Source organism: Nostoc sp. UCD121 (assembly GCF_014222285.1).
Taxonomy (GTDB): domain Bacteria; phylum Cyanobacteriota; class Cyanobacteriia; order Cyanobacteriales; family Nostocaceae; genus Nostoc.
Genome location: NZ_JACKZS010000017.1, coordinates 38,596 through 56,405, shown reverse-complemented (window position 1 = coordinate 56,405; position 17,810 = coordinate 38,596). Strand labels below are relative to the sequence as shown.

General features: G+C 39.0%; 19 protein-coding genes. 11 read left to right on the top strand and 8 right to left on the bottom strand.

What is annotated here, in order from left to right; genetic code table 11:
* Positions 1-103: 103 nt before the first annotated feature.
* Complete coding sequence (locus tag GNF10_RS06185; RefSeq protein ID WP_185585120.1) at positions 104-724, top strand: hypothetical protein; 621 nt, start codon at positions 104-106, stop codon at positions 722-724.
* A 138-nt stretch (positions 725-862) separates the two neighbouring features.
* Here the strand turns inward: GNF10_RS06185 and GNF10_RS06180 are convergent, their stop codons facing one another.
* The gene (locus GNF10_RS06180) at positions 863-2,263 is read right to left on the bottom strand and encodes a tetratricopeptide repeat protein (protein WP_185592168.1); all 1,401 of its coding nucleotides are present in this window, start codon (positions 2,261-2,263) and stop codon (positions 863-865) included.
* A gap of 27 nt (positions 2,264-2,290) precedes the next feature.
* Positions 2,291-2,971, bottom strand: a complete 681-nt coding sequence (locus GNF10_RS06175) for a toll/interleukin-1 receptor domain-containing protein (protein ID WP_185607130.1) — start codon at positions 2,969-2,971, stop codon at positions 2,291-2,293.
* A 368-nt stretch (positions 2,972-3,339) separates the two neighbouring features.
* Here GNF10_RS06175 and GNF10_RS06170 point away from each other — a divergent pair, with 368 nt between their 5' ends.
* Positions 3,340-5,232 carry an ABC transporter ATP-binding protein gene (locus GNF10_RS06170; RefSeq protein WP_185586633.1) on the top strand — a complete coding sequence of 631 codons (1,893 nt, stop codon included), beginning with the start codon at positions 3,340-3,342 and terminating at the stop codon, positions 5,230-5,232.
* 60 nt (positions 5,233-5,292) lie between these two features.
* Here GNF10_RS06170 and GNF10_RS06165 read toward each other — a convergent pair whose 3' ends face one another.
* Complete coding sequence (locus GNF10_RS06165; protein ID WP_185586632.1) at positions 5,293-6,486, bottom strand: Coenzyme F420 hydrogenase/dehydrogenase, beta subunit C-terminal domain; 1,194 nt, start codon at positions 6,484-6,486, stop codon at positions 5,293-5,295.
* Between the two features lie 92 nt (positions 6,487-6,578).
* On the bottom strand, positions 6,579-7,349 hold the full coding sequence (locus GNF10_RS06160; RefSeq protein WP_185586631.1) for a pentapeptide repeat-containing protein: 771 nt from the start codon (positions 7,347-7,349) through the stop codon (positions 6,579-6,581).
* A gap of 495 nt (positions 7,350-7,844) precedes the next feature.
* Between GNF10_RS06160 and GNF10_RS06155 the strand changes: the two genes are divergently transcribed.
* Together GNF10_RS06155 and GNF10_RS06150 are read left to right on the top strand one after the other, a co-directional pair.
* Complete coding sequence (locus GNF10_RS06155) at positions 7,845-8,111, top strand: type II toxin-antitoxin system HicA family toxin (RefSeq protein ID WP_185586630.1); 267 nt, start codon at positions 7,845-7,847, stop codon at positions 8,109-8,111.
* Positions 8,095-8,307, top strand: a complete 213-nt coding sequence (locus GNF10_RS06150; protein WP_185586629.1) for a type II toxin-antitoxin system HicB family antitoxin — start codon at positions 8,095-8,097, stop codon at positions 8,305-8,307. Before GNF10_RS06155 ends, GNF10_RS06150 begins: the two co-directional genes overlap by 17 nt.
* A gap of 141 nt (positions 8,308-8,448) precedes the next feature.
* On the opposite strand, the gene GNF10_RS06145 is transcribed toward GNF10_RS06150, so the two are convergent.
* The gene (locus GNF10_RS06145) at positions 8,449-9,510 is read right to left on the bottom strand and encodes an L-histidine N(alpha)-methyltransferase (protein ID WP_185607129.1); all 1,062 of its coding nucleotides are present in this window, start codon (positions 9,508-9,510) and stop codon (positions 8,449-8,451) included.
* Positions 9,511-9,697: 187 nt separating this feature from the next.
* Here GNF10_RS06145 and GNF10_RS06140 point away from each other — a divergent pair, with 187 nt between their 5' ends.
* From GNF10_RS06140 to GNF10_RS06125, 4 genes are all read left to right on the top strand, one after another.
* A complete protein-coding gene (locus tag GNF10_RS06140) occupies positions 9,698-11,491 on the top strand; it encodes an ABC transporter ATP-binding protein (protein WP_185586910.1) in 1,794 nt (597 codons plus the stop codon).
* A 226-nt stretch (positions 11,492-11,717) separates the two neighbouring features.
* The gene (locus tag GNF10_RS06135; RefSeq protein ID WP_185586908.1) at positions 11,718-13,517 is read left to right on the top strand and encodes an ABC transporter ATP-binding protein; all 1,800 of its coding nucleotides are present in this window, start codon (positions 11,718-11,720) and stop codon (positions 13,515-13,517) included.
* A 49-nt stretch (positions 13,518-13,566) separates the two neighbouring features.
* Positions 13,567-13,821 carry a TIGR03643 family protein gene (locus GNF10_RS06130; RefSeq protein WP_185586906.1) on the top strand — a complete coding sequence of 85 codons (255 nt, stop codon included), beginning with the start codon at positions 13,567-13,569 and terminating at the stop codon, positions 13,819-13,821.
* A gap of 15 nt (positions 13,822-13,836) precedes the next feature.
* The gene (locus tag GNF10_RS06125; RefSeq protein ID WP_185586904.1) at positions 13,837-14,370 is read left to right on the top strand and encodes a dihydrofolate reductase family protein; all 534 of its coding nucleotides are present in this window, start codon (positions 13,837-13,839) and stop codon (positions 14,368-14,370) included.
* 136 nt (positions 14,371-14,506) lie between these two features.
* Here GNF10_RS06125 and trxA read toward each other — a convergent pair whose 3' ends face one another.
* Together trxA and GNF10_RS06115 are read right to left on the bottom strand one after the other, a co-directional pair.
* Positions 14,507-14,854 (bottom strand): thioredoxin, encoded by a 348-nt coding sequence (gene trxA, locus GNF10_RS06120; RefSeq protein ID WP_012411639.1) that lies wholly within the window; start codon positions 14,852-14,854, stop codon positions 14,507-14,509.
* A 149-nt stretch (positions 14,855-15,003) separates the two neighbouring features.
* Complete coding sequence (locus GNF10_RS06115; protein ID WP_185586903.1) at positions 15,004-15,330, bottom strand: hypothetical protein; 327 nt, start codon at positions 15,328-15,330, stop codon at positions 15,004-15,006.
* A 419-nt stretch (positions 15,331-15,749) separates the two neighbouring features.
* Between GNF10_RS06115 and GNF10_RS06110 the strand changes: the two genes are divergently transcribed.
* Positions 15,750-15,959 (top strand): hypothetical protein, encoded by a 210-nt coding sequence (locus GNF10_RS06110; RefSeq protein ID WP_185583243.1) that lies wholly within the window; start codon positions 15,750-15,752, stop codon positions 15,957-15,959.
* 218 nt (positions 15,960-16,177) lie between these two features.
* Positions 16,178-16,375 carry a hypothetical protein gene (locus GNF10_RS06105; protein ID WP_185592918.1) on the top strand — a complete coding sequence of 66 codons (198 nt, stop codon included), beginning with the start codon at positions 16,178-16,180 and terminating at the stop codon, positions 16,373-16,375.
* Between the two features lie 21 nt (positions 16,376-16,396).
* On the opposite strand, the gene GNF10_RS06100 is transcribed toward GNF10_RS06105, so the two are convergent.
* Positions 16,397-16,705, bottom strand: coding sequence for a hypothetical protein (locus GNF10_RS06100; protein WP_185583240.1), 309 nt, complete (start codon positions 16,703-16,705; stop codon positions 16,397-16,399).
* A 663-nt stretch (positions 16,706-17,368) separates the two neighbouring features.
* On the opposite strand from GNF10_RS06100, the gene GNF10_RS06095 reads away from it, so the two are divergent.
* On the top strand, positions 17,369-17,662 hold the full coding sequence (locus tag GNF10_RS06095; RefSeq protein ID WP_185581540.1) for a hypothetical protein: 294 nt from the start codon (positions 17,369-17,371) through the stop codon (positions 17,660-17,662).
* Positions 17,663-17,810: the final 148 nt, after the last annotated feature.

The window sequence follows — 17,810 nt, the reverse complement described above, 5'->3', positions numbered from 1 at the left end:
AGCTACGCGCAGCGTCTCGCAGAGAAGGAAGAAGGAAAAGAGAGAAATAAAATATCTGTGTTACCAAGCATTGTTGGCTTGATGGAGTATTAGGAGACACTTGATGTCCTATAGAGAGTTTTCTTTAAGAAAAGTAAAACAAGACTTTAATCTCACCTTAGTAGAAGGTGGGCGATTTTTACCTCCTATAGAACCAATTTCACCTAGTCCCCTATTAGCTGAATTTTTAGCAGAAAGTATCCAGCTAGCAATTGCAATGGGTTCTGAGAAAGCTAGATCAGAATTGATTATCAGCCCAATCTTGTTTGAAGTCAGGAAAATTCTCAACAGACAAATCAGTTTCTTTTCGGGAGAAGAATTTAATGTTGAACCAGAAGTTGGACTGGCTGGATTCTGCGACTTTATGATTAGCATTTCCCCAGAACAATTATTTATTGAAGCTCCAGCAGTAGTAATTGTAGAAGCTAAAAAGGAAAATCTTAAAGGTGGTTTGGGGCAGTGTATCGCAGAAATGATCGCCGCCCAAAGGTTTAATACCAAATACGAAAAACCTATTGCTACTATCTACGGTAGTGTTACTAGTGGCAATCTGTGGACATTCATCAAGCTGGAGGACAGCACAGTTACTATTGATTTAACTGAATATTTAATTCCGCCAGTAGAGCAAATATTAGGTATCTTGGTGTGGATGATTCGGTCACAGCCACCTTCTGAGTGTTGTTAATTTATCTAGTACAAAGTCATAACCAATGAGCTTTTTAATTAGCATATCCTGAAAGCGATCGCATTACTGATATTCTGACAAGTAAGAGGTGATTCTTGTTTATCCTCATTATCCGATTTGGTAGAGGTTAAGATATATTTAATTCGGAAACCGGGGCTTTTTCTGCTGAAGCTTCTTGATCCTAGAACGCATTTCTTTAACTTTATCTTTTACTCCTTGTTTTTTGTATAGAGTCTCTGCCTTTTGATAATCTTTAATTGCTTGTTGTTTATTTGGTAAGTTCTTATCATAAACAAAACCACGATTATTATAGGCATCAGCTAAGTCAGGAGAAAGGCGAATAGCTGTGGTATAGTCGTCAATTGCTGCCTGGTATTTTTGTATATAATATTGAGCATAACCACGTTGTATATATGCGTTAACATTTTTAGGCGCAATTTCAATAGCTTGGGTATAATCCTTAATTGCTGCCTGATAATTTTTTTGCGAATAGTGGCCATTACCACGTTTTATATAATCAATATTTTTAGCAGCAATCTTAAGCTTATTTTGTCCTTGATTTTCTAAATTAGTTAGTTGTGTCTCTGGAGAAGATTTACAAAATCCTAAAAGCGCAGCAACTACAACAATCACAATAGCAGTAATAACGACGCTTGGATTAGCTTGATTATCATAGCCTATAAGTCGCCGAAAAGGTTGAAGAGAAATATTTTCAGTAACTTCATTCTCGATTCTAGTTACAACTTCATCTTTAAGACTTAAGTCATTTTGTAGAGTTTTCAATCTATCACGATCTTGCTCACTGAGACTATTACCTCGCCGAATTCTCTGAAAAAATTCTTGTTTATACCGTTGTAATTTTTGATTGTGTTCTTGCTTTACTTGGGTAGTTATTTCTTGCTCTATTAATTCTATATCTTTATTTTTTAATTCCCAATTTTGCTTGAATTTGATTAAGGAATTTAGTGTTTGAGTACTAAGAGGATACTCATCCTGAATTGCAGTATAAAAAATCTGCCTATATTCCTGTAAATTTTGATGGTATTGTTTAATTTTTTCGATTATTTCTTCCAGACCTTTAGCTATATTAGCAAAAGCTCCATCAGTGTCTGATGATTTCTTTACGGCTATTCTAGATTTCGGCAATGGATTTAAATCACCGAATACTTTCTCCCAGCCATGAACTTCGCGGATGAGCAAAGGTACAACAATAATTTCTTCCTGTTTACCTCGCTGTAATATATGCTGAATTTCAGTAGAAAATGAAGTTGTATTTTGAATTAGAGAAATCAATTGTGGGTTAACAAGTAATGCAACCACATCAGATGTGTTTAAAATATTAAAATTACGATTGTTTGTGTCATGAGAAAAATGTGATACGTCAACAGGGTATTTACACCATTCTATAAACACACCTGAGTCTTTCAATGTACTCAGGTGCTTCTTTAACTCTTGTCGAAGGTTTTCATCTTGACGACCAGATGATGAGTATATAAAGACTATTTGAATATTTTTGGTAGAGCCTGGAGACAAAGACATAAGTGTCAGTAAATAAAAATTGTTATCTTATGTTTTTTCTACTATTTTTGTCTTTACTTTTTCAAGACGTTCAGCAACAACATAAAAAGCATCATTGTTAGTTTTCCACACTCTCCTATCAGTGATGAATTTGTCTTTTTGAGGTAAAGGCTCAAGATCACCAAGCTTAAAATTAGCAAAAGTAAATCGCTCCCAACCAAAAATCTTGGTGAGAAGTACAGGAATAACAGTAGCTTGTATGGCTTTTTCTCTAGCTTTCGCTAGGTTTATCTCAAATTTATTATTATAGTCTTTGAGATAATTAGGACTAATCAATAGCAGAATTATATGAGATGAATTCAGGTGTTTCTCAATCTCAACTTTATTGTCTTGTCCTCCTATAGTTTTACCTTCATGCCAAATTTTAATCTCCTCCAAATTATTGAGATGTTTATCTACTAACTCTTTTAACAATTTTTCATCATCTTTTTGATAAGATATAAAAACTTCGATAATTCCAGTGTTTGATAGGAGTTCAGGAGTTTGATGTACTTTTACCTTGGATATAGTATTTGGGATTATTGTTGTATGAGAAAGCAATTGCAATTGTGCTTCAATATCATTTAACTGCCGAGCGATATCGTTCAGTTTAGCCTCTTCATCTTGAATCTGTTTTTCTAATTGAAATTTTACTGCGCTACCTGCCTCAATAGCGCAATCTATTCGCAACCGCTTTAATTTTTCACTTCGCTGTTCCCACTCAGCCTGAAGTATCTGCGTCCGTTGCTGTAATCGCTGCTGTTCAGTACTTAAGCTTTTAGCCATTTTGAATATTATATTGTAGATTATGTATAGATTTAGACTTAAAAATATAGCAGTATAAATACTGCCCTAAATAATTATATAAAATTACTTGCAAAGTTATAAGGTGAATTTGAGTAATAAAAGCAGACATCTACATTTGATCACTAATGTCTGCTATTAGCTTGATATCAGTACGTAAGCGTAGCCCATCGTAGGCATCGCTCCCTACTGATTGAAACTGAGATCACAACGTCGGTCTGAGAACTTTGCTATTATTTGCTACTTTAAAATATATGCAAATAATTGAAATTTCTCCATTCCAAGCATTTCGCCGGAGTGTGACGACGGTGATGCAAGTAGTTCCAAAGGAGCTACGATATGTGGCAATTTTGACATTACTGGGTGGTGCAGGCCCAGCGATCGCTATTTGGCTCAACAAGACGATCATTGATGAAATAACCCGCTTATTGAGTACGGGAACAACGCAGAATGCGATCGCCTTGATACTTTCCCAACCTCTGCTACTCTCTAGTCTTGCAGGTTCATTGCTGGTGAATTTGGTAAGTGATGCGATCGCTAACATCAATAGCTTTGTATATACTTCCCTGCGCGATCGGATTACAGGCTTTATCCAAGGGCAAGTGATTGAGAAGGTTGCCATTTTTGAAGATATTGCCCTGTTTGAAACACCTGATTTGCTCAATTTGTTGCAATTGACCGAAAAGGGAATGCAACGACTTCCAGAGCTTTGTGTCAGGCTGGTGATGATGTTGGAGGGAATTTTTATCTTCATTCCAGCCATACTACTTTCGGTGTCCCTTGCTTGGTGGATACCCCTAATTTTGTTTAGCTGCGTTACTCCTGCTATGTATGTAGAAAGGAAATATCGTAAGCAAGTTTGGAGGGTAGAAAAAACCCAAGCGAGTGTTCTTCGGGAAATGAACTTATATAAAACGGTTTTAACTGGGGAAATATACGCCAAAGAAATACGCTTGTTTAGCTTGCAACCCTTACTACTAGAACGTTGGCACGGACTTTACCGCACCATTTTTAGAGCAATGGAACAGATTCGCCGTCGGGGGACAACGGCGGTTATTAGTTGGTCTTTACTCAGTGGCTTAGGTTTTGCCTTACCTTATCTGTACGTAGTTCAGGGAGTGCTAGGTGGAACCCATACTTTAGGAGATTTGGCGCTTTACACTGGGGTAATTTTAGAAGTGCGTCGAAGTTTGGATAATTTGATGTCTGGTGGGTCAGAGCTATATGATATTGCACTGGCAACAACGCCCATTTTCCAACTTTTGGAATTAGAACCGCAATTATCCGGTTCTCAGTCAAAGGCATGGGGAAAAGTCAAGGAATCGGCTGTTAACAATCAGAACTTTCAAAAAAATGGGAATCGGCAAGCTTTATCAAGTGAAGCATTGCAGACAGGTATTTGCATTGAAAATCTATCCTTTACCTATCCCAATAGCAATCACCCCATCCTAAAAAATATCAATCTGAAAATTCACCCCAACGAGATGATTGTATTGGTAGGTGAAAATGGTGCTGGTAAGACCACTTTAGCCAAGCTATTGTGTCGCCTTTATGACCCTAGCCAAGGTGCGATTATTTGGAATGGACAAGATTTGCGATCGCTCCCGTTAGAAGATTTGCGATCGCGGATTGATGTAGTTATGCAAGATTACGCTCGTTTTCCGACTACCGTGCGGGAAAATGTTGCCTTTGGGAATTTACCTAAAATGCAGGATGATGAGGCGATTAAGGAAGCGATCGCTGAAGCTGGTTTAACTAGAGTAATGGAGAAGCTAGATCAAGGTTTGGAAACCCTATTAGGCAAACAGCTAGAGGGTGGTATTGATTTATCAGGAGGACAATGGCAGAGATTAGCGATCGCTCGTGCTTTGTTGCGACTGTCTCCAGCCGAACTACTAATACTTGATGAGCCAACAGCAAATCTTGACCCTAAAACAGAACATGAGATTTACAATCTTTTGCGTACCTTAGCGAAGGGGAGAATAGCCGTTGTAGTCAGCCATCGCCTTGCCTTAGCAAAACTAGCAGACCGAGTGGTAGTACTAGAACATGGTCAAATTATCGAGGTAGGTACTCATGATGAACTCATGGAACTAGGCGGACAGTATCACCTAATGTTTACTCGTCAAGCCAGTAGTTATAACTAAGTGGGGAATGGGAAATGGGGAATAAGCAATGCCCAATTTCCAATTCCCAATTCCCAATTTTTATTCTGGTAACTTATATTGATCAACAATACGCTTGGCAAACTCTGGAACGTGCGCCTCTAATTTCTCTGGATGATTTCGCTTTACATATAAATAATTCCGAGTAAAGTGAGAATCAATCGAAAACCGCGCATATTCCAAACCCTTAGGGCCGATTTTTTCGATGACTACACCCATAAGTTTCGCCGCCCACATCGGGAGAGTCACGCCTTTATCGTAAGCAGGAATACTTTGCTGTACAGCTTCCTTGCGATCGCCTTTAGACGTAACTGGTTGGGTGTCTAACTGGTCTTGCACCAAATCCAGCATTTCCTTACCAGTGTCATTTCTAACTACAATCCATTGCCAACCGAAGGGTGCGCCCATGTAGCCAACAACTAAATCGGCTAGGGAATTGACGTAATCAAAGCAACTCATGCAGGATGGGGCAAAGACATCTTTGAGTTTGTTGGTCTTCAAGCCAAAGAAAGGCACTGTTTCTGATGAGCCATCCTCATGTTTGAAGTGAACCCGGAAGTCTTGCATGAATTCGTAATGTACAACTGTATCTGGCGATCGGCTAGTTGTTTCTAAGAACTTTTGCAGTCCGGCGCGGTTAACATTATCTACGCAGGGTGTACCCAAAACATACAGCTTTTCTAAGCCCAGTTGTTTTTCTACGGCTCGTAGCGCCTGGATTTGGCAACCAACACCAATTACCAATAGCCGCTTCATCCCCGATTTTTCTATCTGTTCCAATACGGAAAGGTTAGGGGAAAGCGTTGGTTTATTTACTCGCGCTGCTAGTATTTCTTCTGGAGTTCGGGCGATGATGGGCATGGGTTGAAAGCGGTCTTCTTTGGTGTTTTGCACACAGACGACACCTTCAACTAAGCCACGATTGAGCATTTCAATCGCAATGCTGCTAACAATACCCGTCCATTGTGCGCCTTCGATGGGCTGCTGTTTTCGCGCCGCCATCATGTCTTGGTGGACACCAAAGTATAGCTCATCAGGGTTGTCGAGATGGCGCGATCGCATGTGTGTTTCTGCTTCAAGTTCACCTATTTGCTGATTAATAAAAGCGCAGGCTTCCTTGACATAGTGAATATAGTATGTATCGCATAGTCCGCACTCGCTACAAAGTTCTTTAGCAGGGCGGCGGCTGGTAGGTTTTAAGGCTTTGGCTTTTTTGTGAGGAGAAACTGAGGTCATATAAATTTTTTGTTTTATCCAGTAATCGCTTTTATTACAATACCTTTACTGGCTATGAATTCTTTCAACTCTCCTCCTCAAAAAGAAAGCACTCAGAAAGGGAAGAACTGAAGCAAGACTGAGCCAAGGCTTCCCAAAAAGTCAACGAAACTGGGTTTACCAGGGCTTACCTTATCATTTACAGGTGTTTGCAGTTCTTTAATAAAGGCTTGGGCTGTTTGTGTTCCAGGGCCATTATTTTGGGATGTAAACAATTTTTCAGCAACTTGGGCATCTTGGAATGCACCTTGTCTATCTAGTATTTGGTAACGGGCGACACCACGAGCTAAATAAGCACCAGCATATTCTGGTTTAATAGCGATCGCTTGATTAAAATAACTGATTGCTTGCTGTTGATTGCCTTTTTGACCTTCCGCTAAACCCAAAGCATAAAATTCTTCTGGTGAAGCAATTTGTGATGGTATACCAACTGCACCTTGGAAGTTAGCACCATTCAAGTAAGCACCCTTCATTTCTGCATTTGTTAGATAAGTATTTCTCAAATCAGCACCCGCCAAATTTGCCCCACTAAATTTAGCTTCGCTCAGGTTAACACCAAATAAACTAGCGCCACTCAAGTTTGCACCCCGCAAATCTGCGCCGCTCAAGTTTGCACGGCTAAGGTTAGCACCTGTGAGATTAGCCCCGCTCAAATTAGCTCCAGATAAGTCAGCCATTACTAAACCTGCATTAGTCAAATCACAGTTTTGACATTGCTTGGTTGCCAATAATTGGCTAATATGTTCAGAATTTGCTGCTTGTACGCTTGTTGTCAAACTAATCGTGGTTAAAAATGCGGCTACACCTAGAATTCGGTTCTTCATATTCGCGTAATATTTCTTACTCAATATTTAACCTTGACTGAGATGGATTTATACCTCAGCATTATGATATGAGCAATCTTTACAATTTGACCTCTGTAGTTACCTATATCACTTGTAAATTTGGGTATAAGGGTTATAAGTTAGGTTTAATACACCGTGTTTGCCGGGGTATACCTTCTGTTGCGTTTGGCATCCGATCGCATTTCTCTATTTTATAAATAAGCGATCGCATTGTAGAAAAATAATCAAGCTATGACTATCAAGCAAAATGATGTACCTTCACAATAGTCAAAAATGAGGTAACAACCCTAAACTCAGTGCAAAACATCTCTTTAAATCAAGCATCTGTGACATCCAAATAGTTAGGATTTTCTTCAAGAAAGTCAATCAGTGGAGGCGTATACAAGTCAAGGTGCAAAAAGAAAGATTTGCTTTTGTATTCCCCGATTTTAAATAAATATGAGACTATAGAAACATTAAAGCAGTCAGAAAAACGTGAGTCAGCAAGACAAACTCTTAGACAAAATTCTCTCTGGGACTTCTGATACAGACATCCCTTTTGCCCAACTGTGGCAACTCTTATATACACTAGGCTTTGAAGAACGTATTCGTGGCGATAATCGTATTTTTGTCAAAGCCGATGTTGAAGAAATATTGAACCTGCAACAGAAAAAAGGCAAAGCTAAAAGCTATCAAATTAAACAAGTTCGGGCAGTGATTGTCAAGTATAAGCTAGGAAGTAAAAATGATGTTTCGGTATGAAATTATTCTCTACTGGAGTGAATTAGATCAAGCCTTTATTGCTGAAGTACCAGAATTATCAGGCTGTGCTGCTGACGGTAATACTTATCAAGAAGCCCTACATAATGTAGAATTAGTTATGCAGCAATGGATAGAAACGGCTAAAGAGTTAGGGCGTTCAGTTCCTCAACCTAGACCACGTTTAATGTATATTTAATTGATACAAAAACCAAGTCAAACTGATTTTTTAGTGTCATCAGAAATATTTGACTCCATCTACCATAATTAATGAAAATTTAGATCCCCCACTTCTTCGAGAAGTCGGGGATCTAGACACCGCTAAGTGTAATTGAAAAAGTTAGTTACTGACAACCTTACAAATTACCATGATATGTGATTTGTATTTGTCAGTACTATATTGAATAAGTTGCAGTCCAGAACGTTCTAATTCTTGCAAAAGCTTAGGCATTTCATGTTTATGATGTCGCCAAATAGTAATTTCTTCCCCTTCAGAAATTTTAATATTTTTATCTATCCCCATCCGGCTGAAATTTATAGTGTAATCATGATTAAATTTCATATTAGCAACTATACTATCGGTTTTTAAATCATACTTTCTCACTAATTCGCAATCTTCAGATTCAATCCCAAACTTATTTTTAACCCATCCATATATTTCTTCTACATGATACTTACAGCCACCTCTGACGTTTCCATCCCATTTTGAGTTAGAGCCAATTTCATTAGTGAACACTAAGAAATCATTTTTGCCCATGCTCTCTCTAAAATTTTTGAATACATCATCTCTATTTTGATGGTTTCCAATAGTAACACCTAAGTGTAAAAATATTTTTGCTGTATTGTCAATTTCAAGATCATCTTTATTTTTAAATAAGGTTTTTGGTACACAATTATTTTCTATGTCAATTGTAGAACTGATAAATTCAACCTTGGGAAACCATTTTTTAAAATTATTCTTTGATAAATTCAGTAATTCTTCACTAATATCTAAGGCAACATATTTATTGACTTTATCTAATTTATTAAGTCTTTGAACAAAGTTTTTAACTGGATAGGAATTTCCTGCACCAACATCTACTATATTGATTTTATTGCCACTTTTAATATTGTCATTAAAATATTTAAAATTATTTTTTAAAAGTTCAATTTCTACATTAGATGTTCGATACCATCTAGGAATGATATATTTTTGATAAAAATCATCCCAAATTTTTGCACCTCTCCCTTTATAAGAATACTTTAATGGGATTTCTCGTCTGATTTCTAAAGCAAAAATGATTCCTAAAATTTCTTCTTCCGAAAAAATAGAGTAGAACTCAGAACTTGGCTTTGCTGTGCGACTGATAGCAGTTGACATCTCTGAGGAAACTTGGGAATTGTCATGAAAATTTTGAGCCATTATTCTTGTTCTTTGGTTTTCTTCGGTATTTGCTTGCCAAAGATGTATCTTCCCATGCCGTTGTCCCCAAATTTGAACCGAAATTTAAACTTTTCATCATAAATAGATCCCATATTTCCCATTGACCAGTTGTTTTTTTACAATCAAAGTGCGAGATAATTTTCCAAAGATAGAGGGGTGAATTCTAGTGGTTCAGCAACCAAAACTCCAGGAAACTTCGTCGATACAACCAATGCAGCGTGTGCTTAAAAGTTTAAGCACTTACCGATGGACTTCGTTAGGAGCATTGATCAGCCTGTTGCTATTGACGATCGCAAATGCCGTTACCCCACAACTATTTAGATGGGGAATCGATCAGGGTATTATCCAAAAAAACCTCCAAGTTGTACTATACAGCGCCGCCTGGATGGTACTCGCCGCGATCGCTCGTGGTGTATTTAACTTTGGGCAAAGCTATTTAGCAGAAGCCGCGTCTCAGGGTGTAGCTTATGACCTGCGGAACAAGATTTTCAGCAAAATTCAAAATCTCAGTTTCAGCTATCATGACCAGGCACAGACTTCCCAACTCTTAACCCGTGTCACCAGCGATATTGAGCAGATTCGTACCTTTGTTGGTACTAGCTTAATTCAGGTCATTGGTGGAATTGTCACACTGGTAACTATTGCAGTAATTTTGCTGGTGATGAACTGGGAACTAGCACTGATTACCCTAACAGCAGTGCCCATATCAGCATGGTTGATGGCAAGATTTGTTGGTCGGAATAACAAACTTTTTCGACAAGTACAAGAGCAATTAAGCAACCTCAATGCTGTATTGCAAGAGAACTTGCTAGGAATACGGGTAGTGAAAGCCTTTGTCCGGGAATCAGCCGAAAGGTCGCGTTACACAACCCTAAATGATGGTCTAGTGAAGGCAAATATGAAGACCATTAGTGCCATCCATAATACCTTCCCCTTTATCTTTTTGTTGAGTAACTTTGTCACACTGGCAGTTTTCGGCTACGGGGGAGCGCAGGTAATTGGGCGTAGATTTTCCATTGGCGAACTGGTGGCGTTTAACTCCTACCTGGCGTTGATTCTTCAACCAATTTTGTTGATTGGATTTGCTGCACCTGCGATCGCTCAATCAGCCGCTTCTGCTGAACGAGTCTATGAAGTTGTCGATGCAGAAGTAGAAATCCGCGATCGCCCCGGTGCTGTTCCATTCGACACCTGCGTTGGTAGAATCACCTTTGAAAATGTTTCCTTTCGCTATCCGGGAGCCACCACTGAAACTCTCAAAGAAGTTTCCTTTGAAACAAGACCCAAAGAGCTAATCGCCGTTCTCGGAATGACTGGTTCCGGGAAAAGCACAATTATGAACCTGCTTGCCCGTTTTTATGATGTCACAGGGGGAGCAGTTCGCATTGACGGACGAGATGTCAAAGATTTCACACTTAAAAGCCTGCGATCGCGAATTGGCATTGTATTTCAAGAAACCACCCTTTTCTCTGGCACAATCCGCGAAAATATTGCCTACGCTAAACCCGATGCAACCCTAGAGCAAGTGATTGAGGTTGCAAAAACCGCACAGATGCACGATTTTATTATCAGTTTACCCGATGGCTACGAGACGATTGTGGGTGAACGGGGCGTAGGCTTATCTGGTGGACAAAAACAAAGAATTGCGATCGCTAGAACCTTACTAACCGATTACAGTATTCTGATTTTGGATGATAGTACCTCAGCCGTGGATGCCGCCACTGCTGCCCATATTCAAGCCGAACTAGATGGCTTAATGCGCCAAAAAGCTTGTACAACTTTTGTTGTAGCTCAACGTATTAGCACCGTTAAGAATGCCGATCGCATTTTTCTCATGGATAAAGGTCGATTAGTCGCCCAAGGCACTCACGAAGAACTGATGGAAACCAGCCCCCTCTACGGTGCAATTTTGGAATCTCAGGTAAAGGCAAAAGAAAAAAATGATCCAAAACTAACATAAATAACTAATCCACTTCAGTTAAGTATTTCTTCCTTCTTTTACTTAGCGTCCTTTGCGGTTCGTTAAAAAAATTGACTTTGACAAAGAGTTAAGCCTTAACTGAACCGTATTAATAAATAGTCTTGTTCGAGACTTTTATAACAACTAATTGAAAGCAAAGACCTTGTAATCCAAAATCGTTCGACTGAGCGAAGTCGAAGTCCAAAATCTAAAATCTAAAATTGCTATGAGAGGCACTATTCCCGTTGTTGCATCTGAGCAGGCGAGTAAGCAACTTTCTACCCTGCGGCGTTTTTTGCAATACCTGCTACTTTATCGCAAAGAAATTCCCATCGCCCTGACATTAGTATTTATTGGTGCTGTAACCCAGGCAATTGGGCCGTTTTTCCTGGGTTGGTCAATCGATCGCTTAATTGCCCAAGGTAATTTACAGGGACTCCTACTGTTATTAGGTCTACTAGCCCTAAACTACGGACTTGGCATTTTAGCAATCCGGGGTCAAATTATTCGAGTCGGCTGGATTATGCAGCGATTGCTGGCTCAACTGAGGCAAGATATTTTTCTCAAAATCCAAAGTCTCCCCCTCAGCTTTTTTGATCGCAGCGAAGCGGGCGATTTAATGAGCCGTCTGCTGAATGATGTCAATACTGTGAATCAGGCATTTGGATTGACGATCGCCCAAATGCTGGGCAACATTTTCAGTTTGGTCGGTATAGTCATTGCTATGCTCTCAATCAACCTGCAACTCGGCTTATTGAGCAACCTGGTTGTGCCACTGATGATTTTGACCACAAGTTTGTTTGCACGTTGGGCAAGAGCCAGGTTTCGTGTTACTCGACAAACCATCGGGGAGCTTTCCGCCAAGTTGGAAGAAGATATTGGCAGTGTCAGAGAAGCACAGGCATTTAATCGGGTACAGACAAACATCGCCCAATTTGACGTTCTTAACGCTGCCAATCGTGATGCCAACGTCGAAGCTGTAGCAATTACTTCGGCCTTTTTGCCCTCCATCGATTTTCTCAACACACTCGCAACCGCGGGTGTGCTGGCTTATGGTGGCTATCTTGCCGTCACTGGGGCTGTAACAGTGGGTGTGGTGACATCCTTTTTACTTTACGTCCAGCAGTTCTTCCGCCCTATCCAGATTCTCAGCCAGTTTTACACCCAAGCTCAATCTGCCTTCGCCGGATTAGAACGAATCTTTCTATTACTAGATGAACCGTCAGAACTCAAAGATGCACCTGATGCGACAGAAATGCCGCCCATTCAGGGGGAAGTGAGATTTGAGAATGTCAAGTTTGGCTATAACCCAGATCAATTGGTTCTCAAAGGGGTGAATTTGCACGCCTATCCAGGGCAGATGATTGCATTAGTCGGGCCGACCGGTTCGGGTAAAAGTACAATTATTAACTTGATTTTGCGCTTCTACGATGTATCAGGTGGTGCAGTAAAAATTGATGACATTGATGTGCGTAGTGTTACTCAAGCAAGTCTGCGCCGTCAAATTGGCATCGTTTTACAAGATAATATTCTGTTCACTGGTACTGTCGCCGAAAACATTGCTTTTGGCGCTCCTCATACTACCCAAGCTGACATCGAAGCGGCTGCACAACTAGCAAATGTACATGAGTTCATTACCTCACTACCACAAGGCTATACAACCCAATTGGGCGAACGAGGAGCGCCCCTGAGCCAGGGACAAAGACAACTGATCAGTATTGCTCGTGCGGTATTAATTAACCCGCGTATTCTGATTCTTGATGAAGCCACCAGCAGCATTGACACGCGCACAGAAGCGCTAGTACAAAGTGCGATCGCTCGTTTGCTACAAGGTCGTACCAGTTTTGTAATTGCCCATCGCCTCAGTACAGTTACTCAGGCAGATCAGGTATTAGTAATTCAGCAGGGACAAATTGTAGAGCAAGGTACTCACGCCGAACTCATTGATCGGCAAGGTGTATACGCCAACCTCTATGGTCTACAATTGGGTGCAGCAGACACAACGGTTCTTCAAGAGGAAAAGTAAAATAAAAATATATAGTATATAGCTCGAATTTATCAATTGTCAGAAAGAAATGAAGCTACCTAACCTCGATTCAGAAAGCATTGATCGCATCATTGAGATGGCATGGGAAGATAGAACATCTTTTGATGCGATTGAGGCTCAGTTTGGACTGCTGGAAAAACAGGTAATTGCCTTAATGAGGCGCGAAATGAAAGAGTCTAGTTTCCAGATGTGGCGAGAGCGAGTTACCAAACGCAGTACAAAGCATTTATCTAAGCGAGAATTTATTGCAGGTCGGTTTAAGTCTCACAATCAAAAAACGTAACTAATTGAAAGTAAAATGGCGAAAGTTACACTTTACATTGCAGCTAGTTTGGATGGTTATATTGCTCGCAGCGATGGCGGAATTGATTGGCTATCAATCCTTGATATAGAGGGCGAAGACTACGGTTATGGTGCTTTCTACGAATCCATTGATTCTATTGTTTTAGGCAGCAATACTTATGAAGTAGGGCTGGGTTTTAATGAATGGCCTTATCCTGGGAAGAAATCATTTGTTTTCACCAAACGCCATCTCCAATCTGACCGCGAGGATGTTGTGTTTGTTTCTGATACAGTCAAGAACGCCTTGGCAAATATAGAGGCTCAAGGTTTTGAAAATATCTGGCTAGTTGGTGGCGGAGCATTAATCAATTCATTTCTTCAGCACAGCTTGATTGATGAATATATTATTTCAACTATTCCAACTATTTTAGGTAGCGGTATACAGCTTTTCCCACCGCCTACCCCTGAAGAAAAATTGGAACTGATTAACTCAAAACAATATTCTAATGGTTTACTGCAATCACATTATAGGCGAAAAGGGAATCTTTAAAAATGTACAATTCATAATTATGCTTCAAGTGGTGATAAGTCCGATACTCGAAACTTCGGGAAATTTAAACACCACCTGAAACGTCAATGCCGTTATTAGATATCCGGTAAAAAGCCTTGTTAATTACGAATTGAGTTTAAACAACCTCAAGAAGCTTCTGAACAGCTTCGCTAAACTGCTCGTAAGGAGAAACCCCCACAATGGTTTCTGCTAAAATGCCATCTTTGAAAATTAAAACTGCTGGAATACTGCGAAGACCGAATTTTTTGAAAATCGGCTTATTCCTATCAACGTCTACCTTAACGACTTTAGCGCGGCCTTTGTATTCTTCAGCAAGTTGCTCCATCAAAGGGCTTACCAGCCGACAGGGGCCACACCAAGTAGCAGTAAAATCAACAACAACAACTTTCTCTTCACTTCCATTTAAAACAACATCAAATTCACTTTCTTCAAGATAAGCAACTATTTGAGTATCAGCAGACATTTTTTAATTCCTTAGTATTAAACTAAAATTGCAGCAAAAATCTCACTATACAAACTATACCTTCTTCTGTCCGTCAGGTTCACCTGCTGCGTAGGCGTAGCCCGTCGTAGACATCGCACCTACCAACCTAATTCAAAAACTTCACGCCTTCAGGATGTAGAAGATGTAGGAGCATCATCTCGATCAAACAGTTCTAACAACCCAATGGTGCCTACAAAAAAAGTATAAGTGGCATATTGTATTGGCATCTTTTTTCTTGAAGGTGCATAAAAAGCTGCTATAATAGCTTCGATAAAATGGCAGGTCATGGCAAAACGCTCAATCCAAAAAATTGGATTAAGGCTGCTGGGAATATTACTATTATTTAGTAATGCATAAATATTCCATGATTCTAATCCAATTGCGCTGGATATAAGAACTGTAGATATAATTTTTACCATTGTAAAAATTTTTCCTTTTATAAGTTTTAAGTTCATGCCATTCACAAAACAATCGTTAAAAATTCTTTACAAGACTCGATGAAGTAACAGATAAGTTTATCTGTGATAACCTACGCAACAAATATCTCAAACTTAGTCAACCAATCTTATATCATGATTTACATTTTTGTAAAAGCCCCAAAAATAATGGACATGATGTATTAAGTCTGCCATACCCGTAAAAAGTATGAGTAATGAAAATTAATTCACTAGATATTAAAAAAATGATCAAAGTGTGGAATAATACATTGGTAATAAATTTAGTCGAAATAAGAGTCATAAGTCAGGAGGCAGAATGGGCTAAATGTCCTCTTAGAGAGTGTCTTAGTTCAGACTGGAGCTAACTGAAACGTCTCCGGCTTGATTTCTGAATTCTTCTTCAATTCCCTCTAAATATTGATAACAAATGTAAACCTATGATTGCTCAACATTCCAACTCAATTCACATTGAAAACGACTTGCTTCAACAAATCCAAATTAAAGAAAATCAGTTAAGAATTGCCCAAGAATCTAATATGATCCATGTAGCAGAAACACTACAAAGTCAGTTATTAAAGTTGCAGTGTCAATTATCAGAGCCGCAAGACGTTGAAGTTCAAGCATTGATGAGTTTGTTAGACGAGTAAAATTGTACCTTTTTGTTACAAAATTTATTTAAAATACAAAAACTCTGTTTATGGAAAGCAGACCTAGTTATTGTAATGCCTGAAAGTGCGATTTCCGTGCTATAGCTCAAAGCTATTCAAGGTATAAGTATCATAAAATCACAATACTTCCAACAGAAACCTCATCTATGTTGTAATTTAGAGTTTTTTAAAAGATATATTTATGTAGGTTAGGTGGAGTGAAACGCAACCCAACATTACCACCAAATTTTATCTTGGGTTACGCTAACGCTGCACCCAACCTACAAAACTACGGTTCCCAAGGTAGACGATGTCTAGATAACATACAGAACTCAGATTTGATTTTTACGAAGCTAAGTACAACTCAAAGAAGCTTTTTTCCTGTTGCCTCTTGCCTACCCACGCCGCGCGAATAGAAATCAAAGCTGACTGCTATATTAGGGTTTTTGCTGCGTAGGTGGTCTTTTAATCTGCTGTACTGGCTCAATCTTAAGAACAGGTTTTATTGAGCGCAGTTGCCTTTGCCTAAGAATTTGAATTTCTCTCTCAATCGAATTTTTTCCTTGTCTAAAAAAGTCTTGAGAATTATATGGAACTAAGTCACGGGATAAACTTTGAGCTTGTGCAGGAGTCAAACTAGGAAGGGGTTGTTCAGCATTGGCAGAAGTTTGTACAGCCACCAAAAAAGCTGTTGAAACCAGCAAGAGTTGGATTCTTATACATTTGGTTAATATCAGATTTAACATGATTGATACTGTTGTGTAACTGCTGCTTCAAACCATCTTCTGTTGGTCTTACTATAAGCAAGGTACACTTATTGGCTTGTTAATTACCTCCCGCAAATGGGTGAATTAATCAGTTAAACTACCTTACTAAATATTTTGAACTGGTTGGTATAGGAATATGCTTTGATTTTTGTATCCCTCACAGTAGCGTAGCTATACTTACTTACGTGGGTAGGTAAGGGGCAAGGGAAAGAAGGCAAAAGGCAATAGAAAGAAGGCTTTTTGAGTTGTACGGAGTTTTTTCAAAAATCAAATATGAGTCTCATATTATCCAAGGTGCTAAATAGGAAACAGTTCTGTTAGTTAGGGTCGTACTCTTGGGAATAATACTACTTGGGCGATAGCCACGATCTATCTCAGTGAGAATGCTGTATTATATGCTTCTTGTCTGTAACAGCTAATACTAAATCGTGAAATTATATTTTATACAGGTATTTTTGGACAAAATTAGCCAATATCTCAGTTAGTATTGGCTAAAACATACTTATTTTAGGTTTTGTGCTTGCTAATCGTTAAAATATATAAATACAATTTACACTAAAGCATATCAGTATTTTAACTGTTGTCTTACCTGTTAATACTTACTTAATATGTAGCACAATCTTTATCTTTATCTTAGTCATTGTGAAATCTCTTCTACAGACTTACTTAGAACAAGAAATTTGGATATTAGTACGAGAAAAGTGGTATTTTGCCACAATTATTGGAGTTTGGGATGATTTGTTGTGGTTTAAACATAGAACTTACAACAAAGACACAGAAGAGGATACTCTCTGGGAAATGGTTGTAAAAATCAGTGAAGTAGTTGCTATTGATAAAGTTAGGTCTGTTATTAGTAGAAAACCAGACGTGCTGATTTCGCGGCTACTAGAAACTGAGCAAAGCACAAACGATCATCACCAAGATCATGAACATTAATTAGCTTAATAGTAGAAATACTTGCTTGTCTCTTAACATTAACTGATAAAAGTTGAGACAAGCGGTATAAATCAGTAAGCTAAGAGAATAAAGATATCCGCACAACGGAGGTTTAATAATAATCTGATAGACTATCTTAAATTTGAAA

What these genes read in the sequence shown, in the direction of transcription:
- GNF10_RS06185 (WP_185585120.1), top strand. Translation starts at nt 104, where the DNA reads ATGTCCTATAGAGAGTTTTCTTTAAGAAAAGTAAAACAAGACTTTAAT.
- GNF10_RS06180 (WP_185592168.1), bottom strand. Translation starts at nt 2,263, where the DNA reads ATGTCTTTGTCTCCAGGCTCTACCAAAAATATTCAAATAGTCTTTATA.
- GNF10_RS06170 (WP_185586633.1), top strand. Translation starts at nt 3,340, where the DNA reads ATGCAAATAATTGAAATTTCTCCATTCCAAGCATTTCGCCGGAGTGTG.
- GNF10_RS06165 (WP_185586632.1), bottom strand. Translation starts at nt 6,486, where the DNA reads ATGACCTCAGTTTCTCCTCACAAAAAAGCCAAAGCCTTAAAACCTACC.
- GNF10_RS06160 (WP_185586631.1), bottom strand. Translation starts at nt 7,349, where the DNA reads ATGAAGAACCGAATTCTAGGTGTAGCCGCATTTTTAACCACGATTAGT.
- GNF10_RS06150 (WP_185586629.1), top strand. Translation starts at nt 8,095, where the DNA reads ATGATGTTTCGGTATGAAATTATTCTCTACTGGAGTGAATTAGATCAA.
- GNF10_RS06145 (WP_185607129.1), bottom strand. Translation starts at nt 9,510, where the DNA reads ATGGCTCAAAATTTTCATGACAATTCCCAAGTTTCCTCAGAGATGTCA.
- GNF10_RS06135 (WP_185586908.1), top strand. Translation starts at nt 11,718, where the DNA reads ATGAGAGGCACTATTCCCGTTGTTGCATCTGAGCAGGCGAGTAAGCAA.
- GNF10_RS06130 (WP_185586906.1), top strand. Translation starts at nt 13,567, where the DNA reads ATGAAGCTACCTAACCTCGATTCAGAAAGCATTGATCGCATCATTGAG.
- GNF10_RS06125 (WP_185586904.1), top strand. Translation starts at nt 13,837, where the DNA reads ATGGCGAAAGTTACACTTTACATTGCAGCTAGTTTGGATGGTTATATT.
- trxA (WP_012411639.1), bottom strand. Translation starts at nt 14,854, where the DNA reads ATGTCTGCTGATACTCAAATAGTTGCTTATCTTGAAGAAAGTGAATTT.
- GNF10_RS06115 (WP_185586903.1), bottom strand. Translation starts at nt 15,330, where the DNA reads ATGAACTTAAAACTTATAAAAGGAAAAATTTTTACAATGGTAAAAATT.
- GNF10_RS06110 (WP_185583243.1), top strand. Translation starts at nt 15,750, where the DNA reads ATGATTGCTCAACATTCCAACTCAATTCACATTGAAAACGACTTGCTT.
- GNF10_RS06100 (WP_185583240.1), bottom strand. Translation starts at nt 16,705, where the DNA reads ATGTTAAATCTGATATTAACCAAATGTATAAGAATCCAACTCTTGCTG.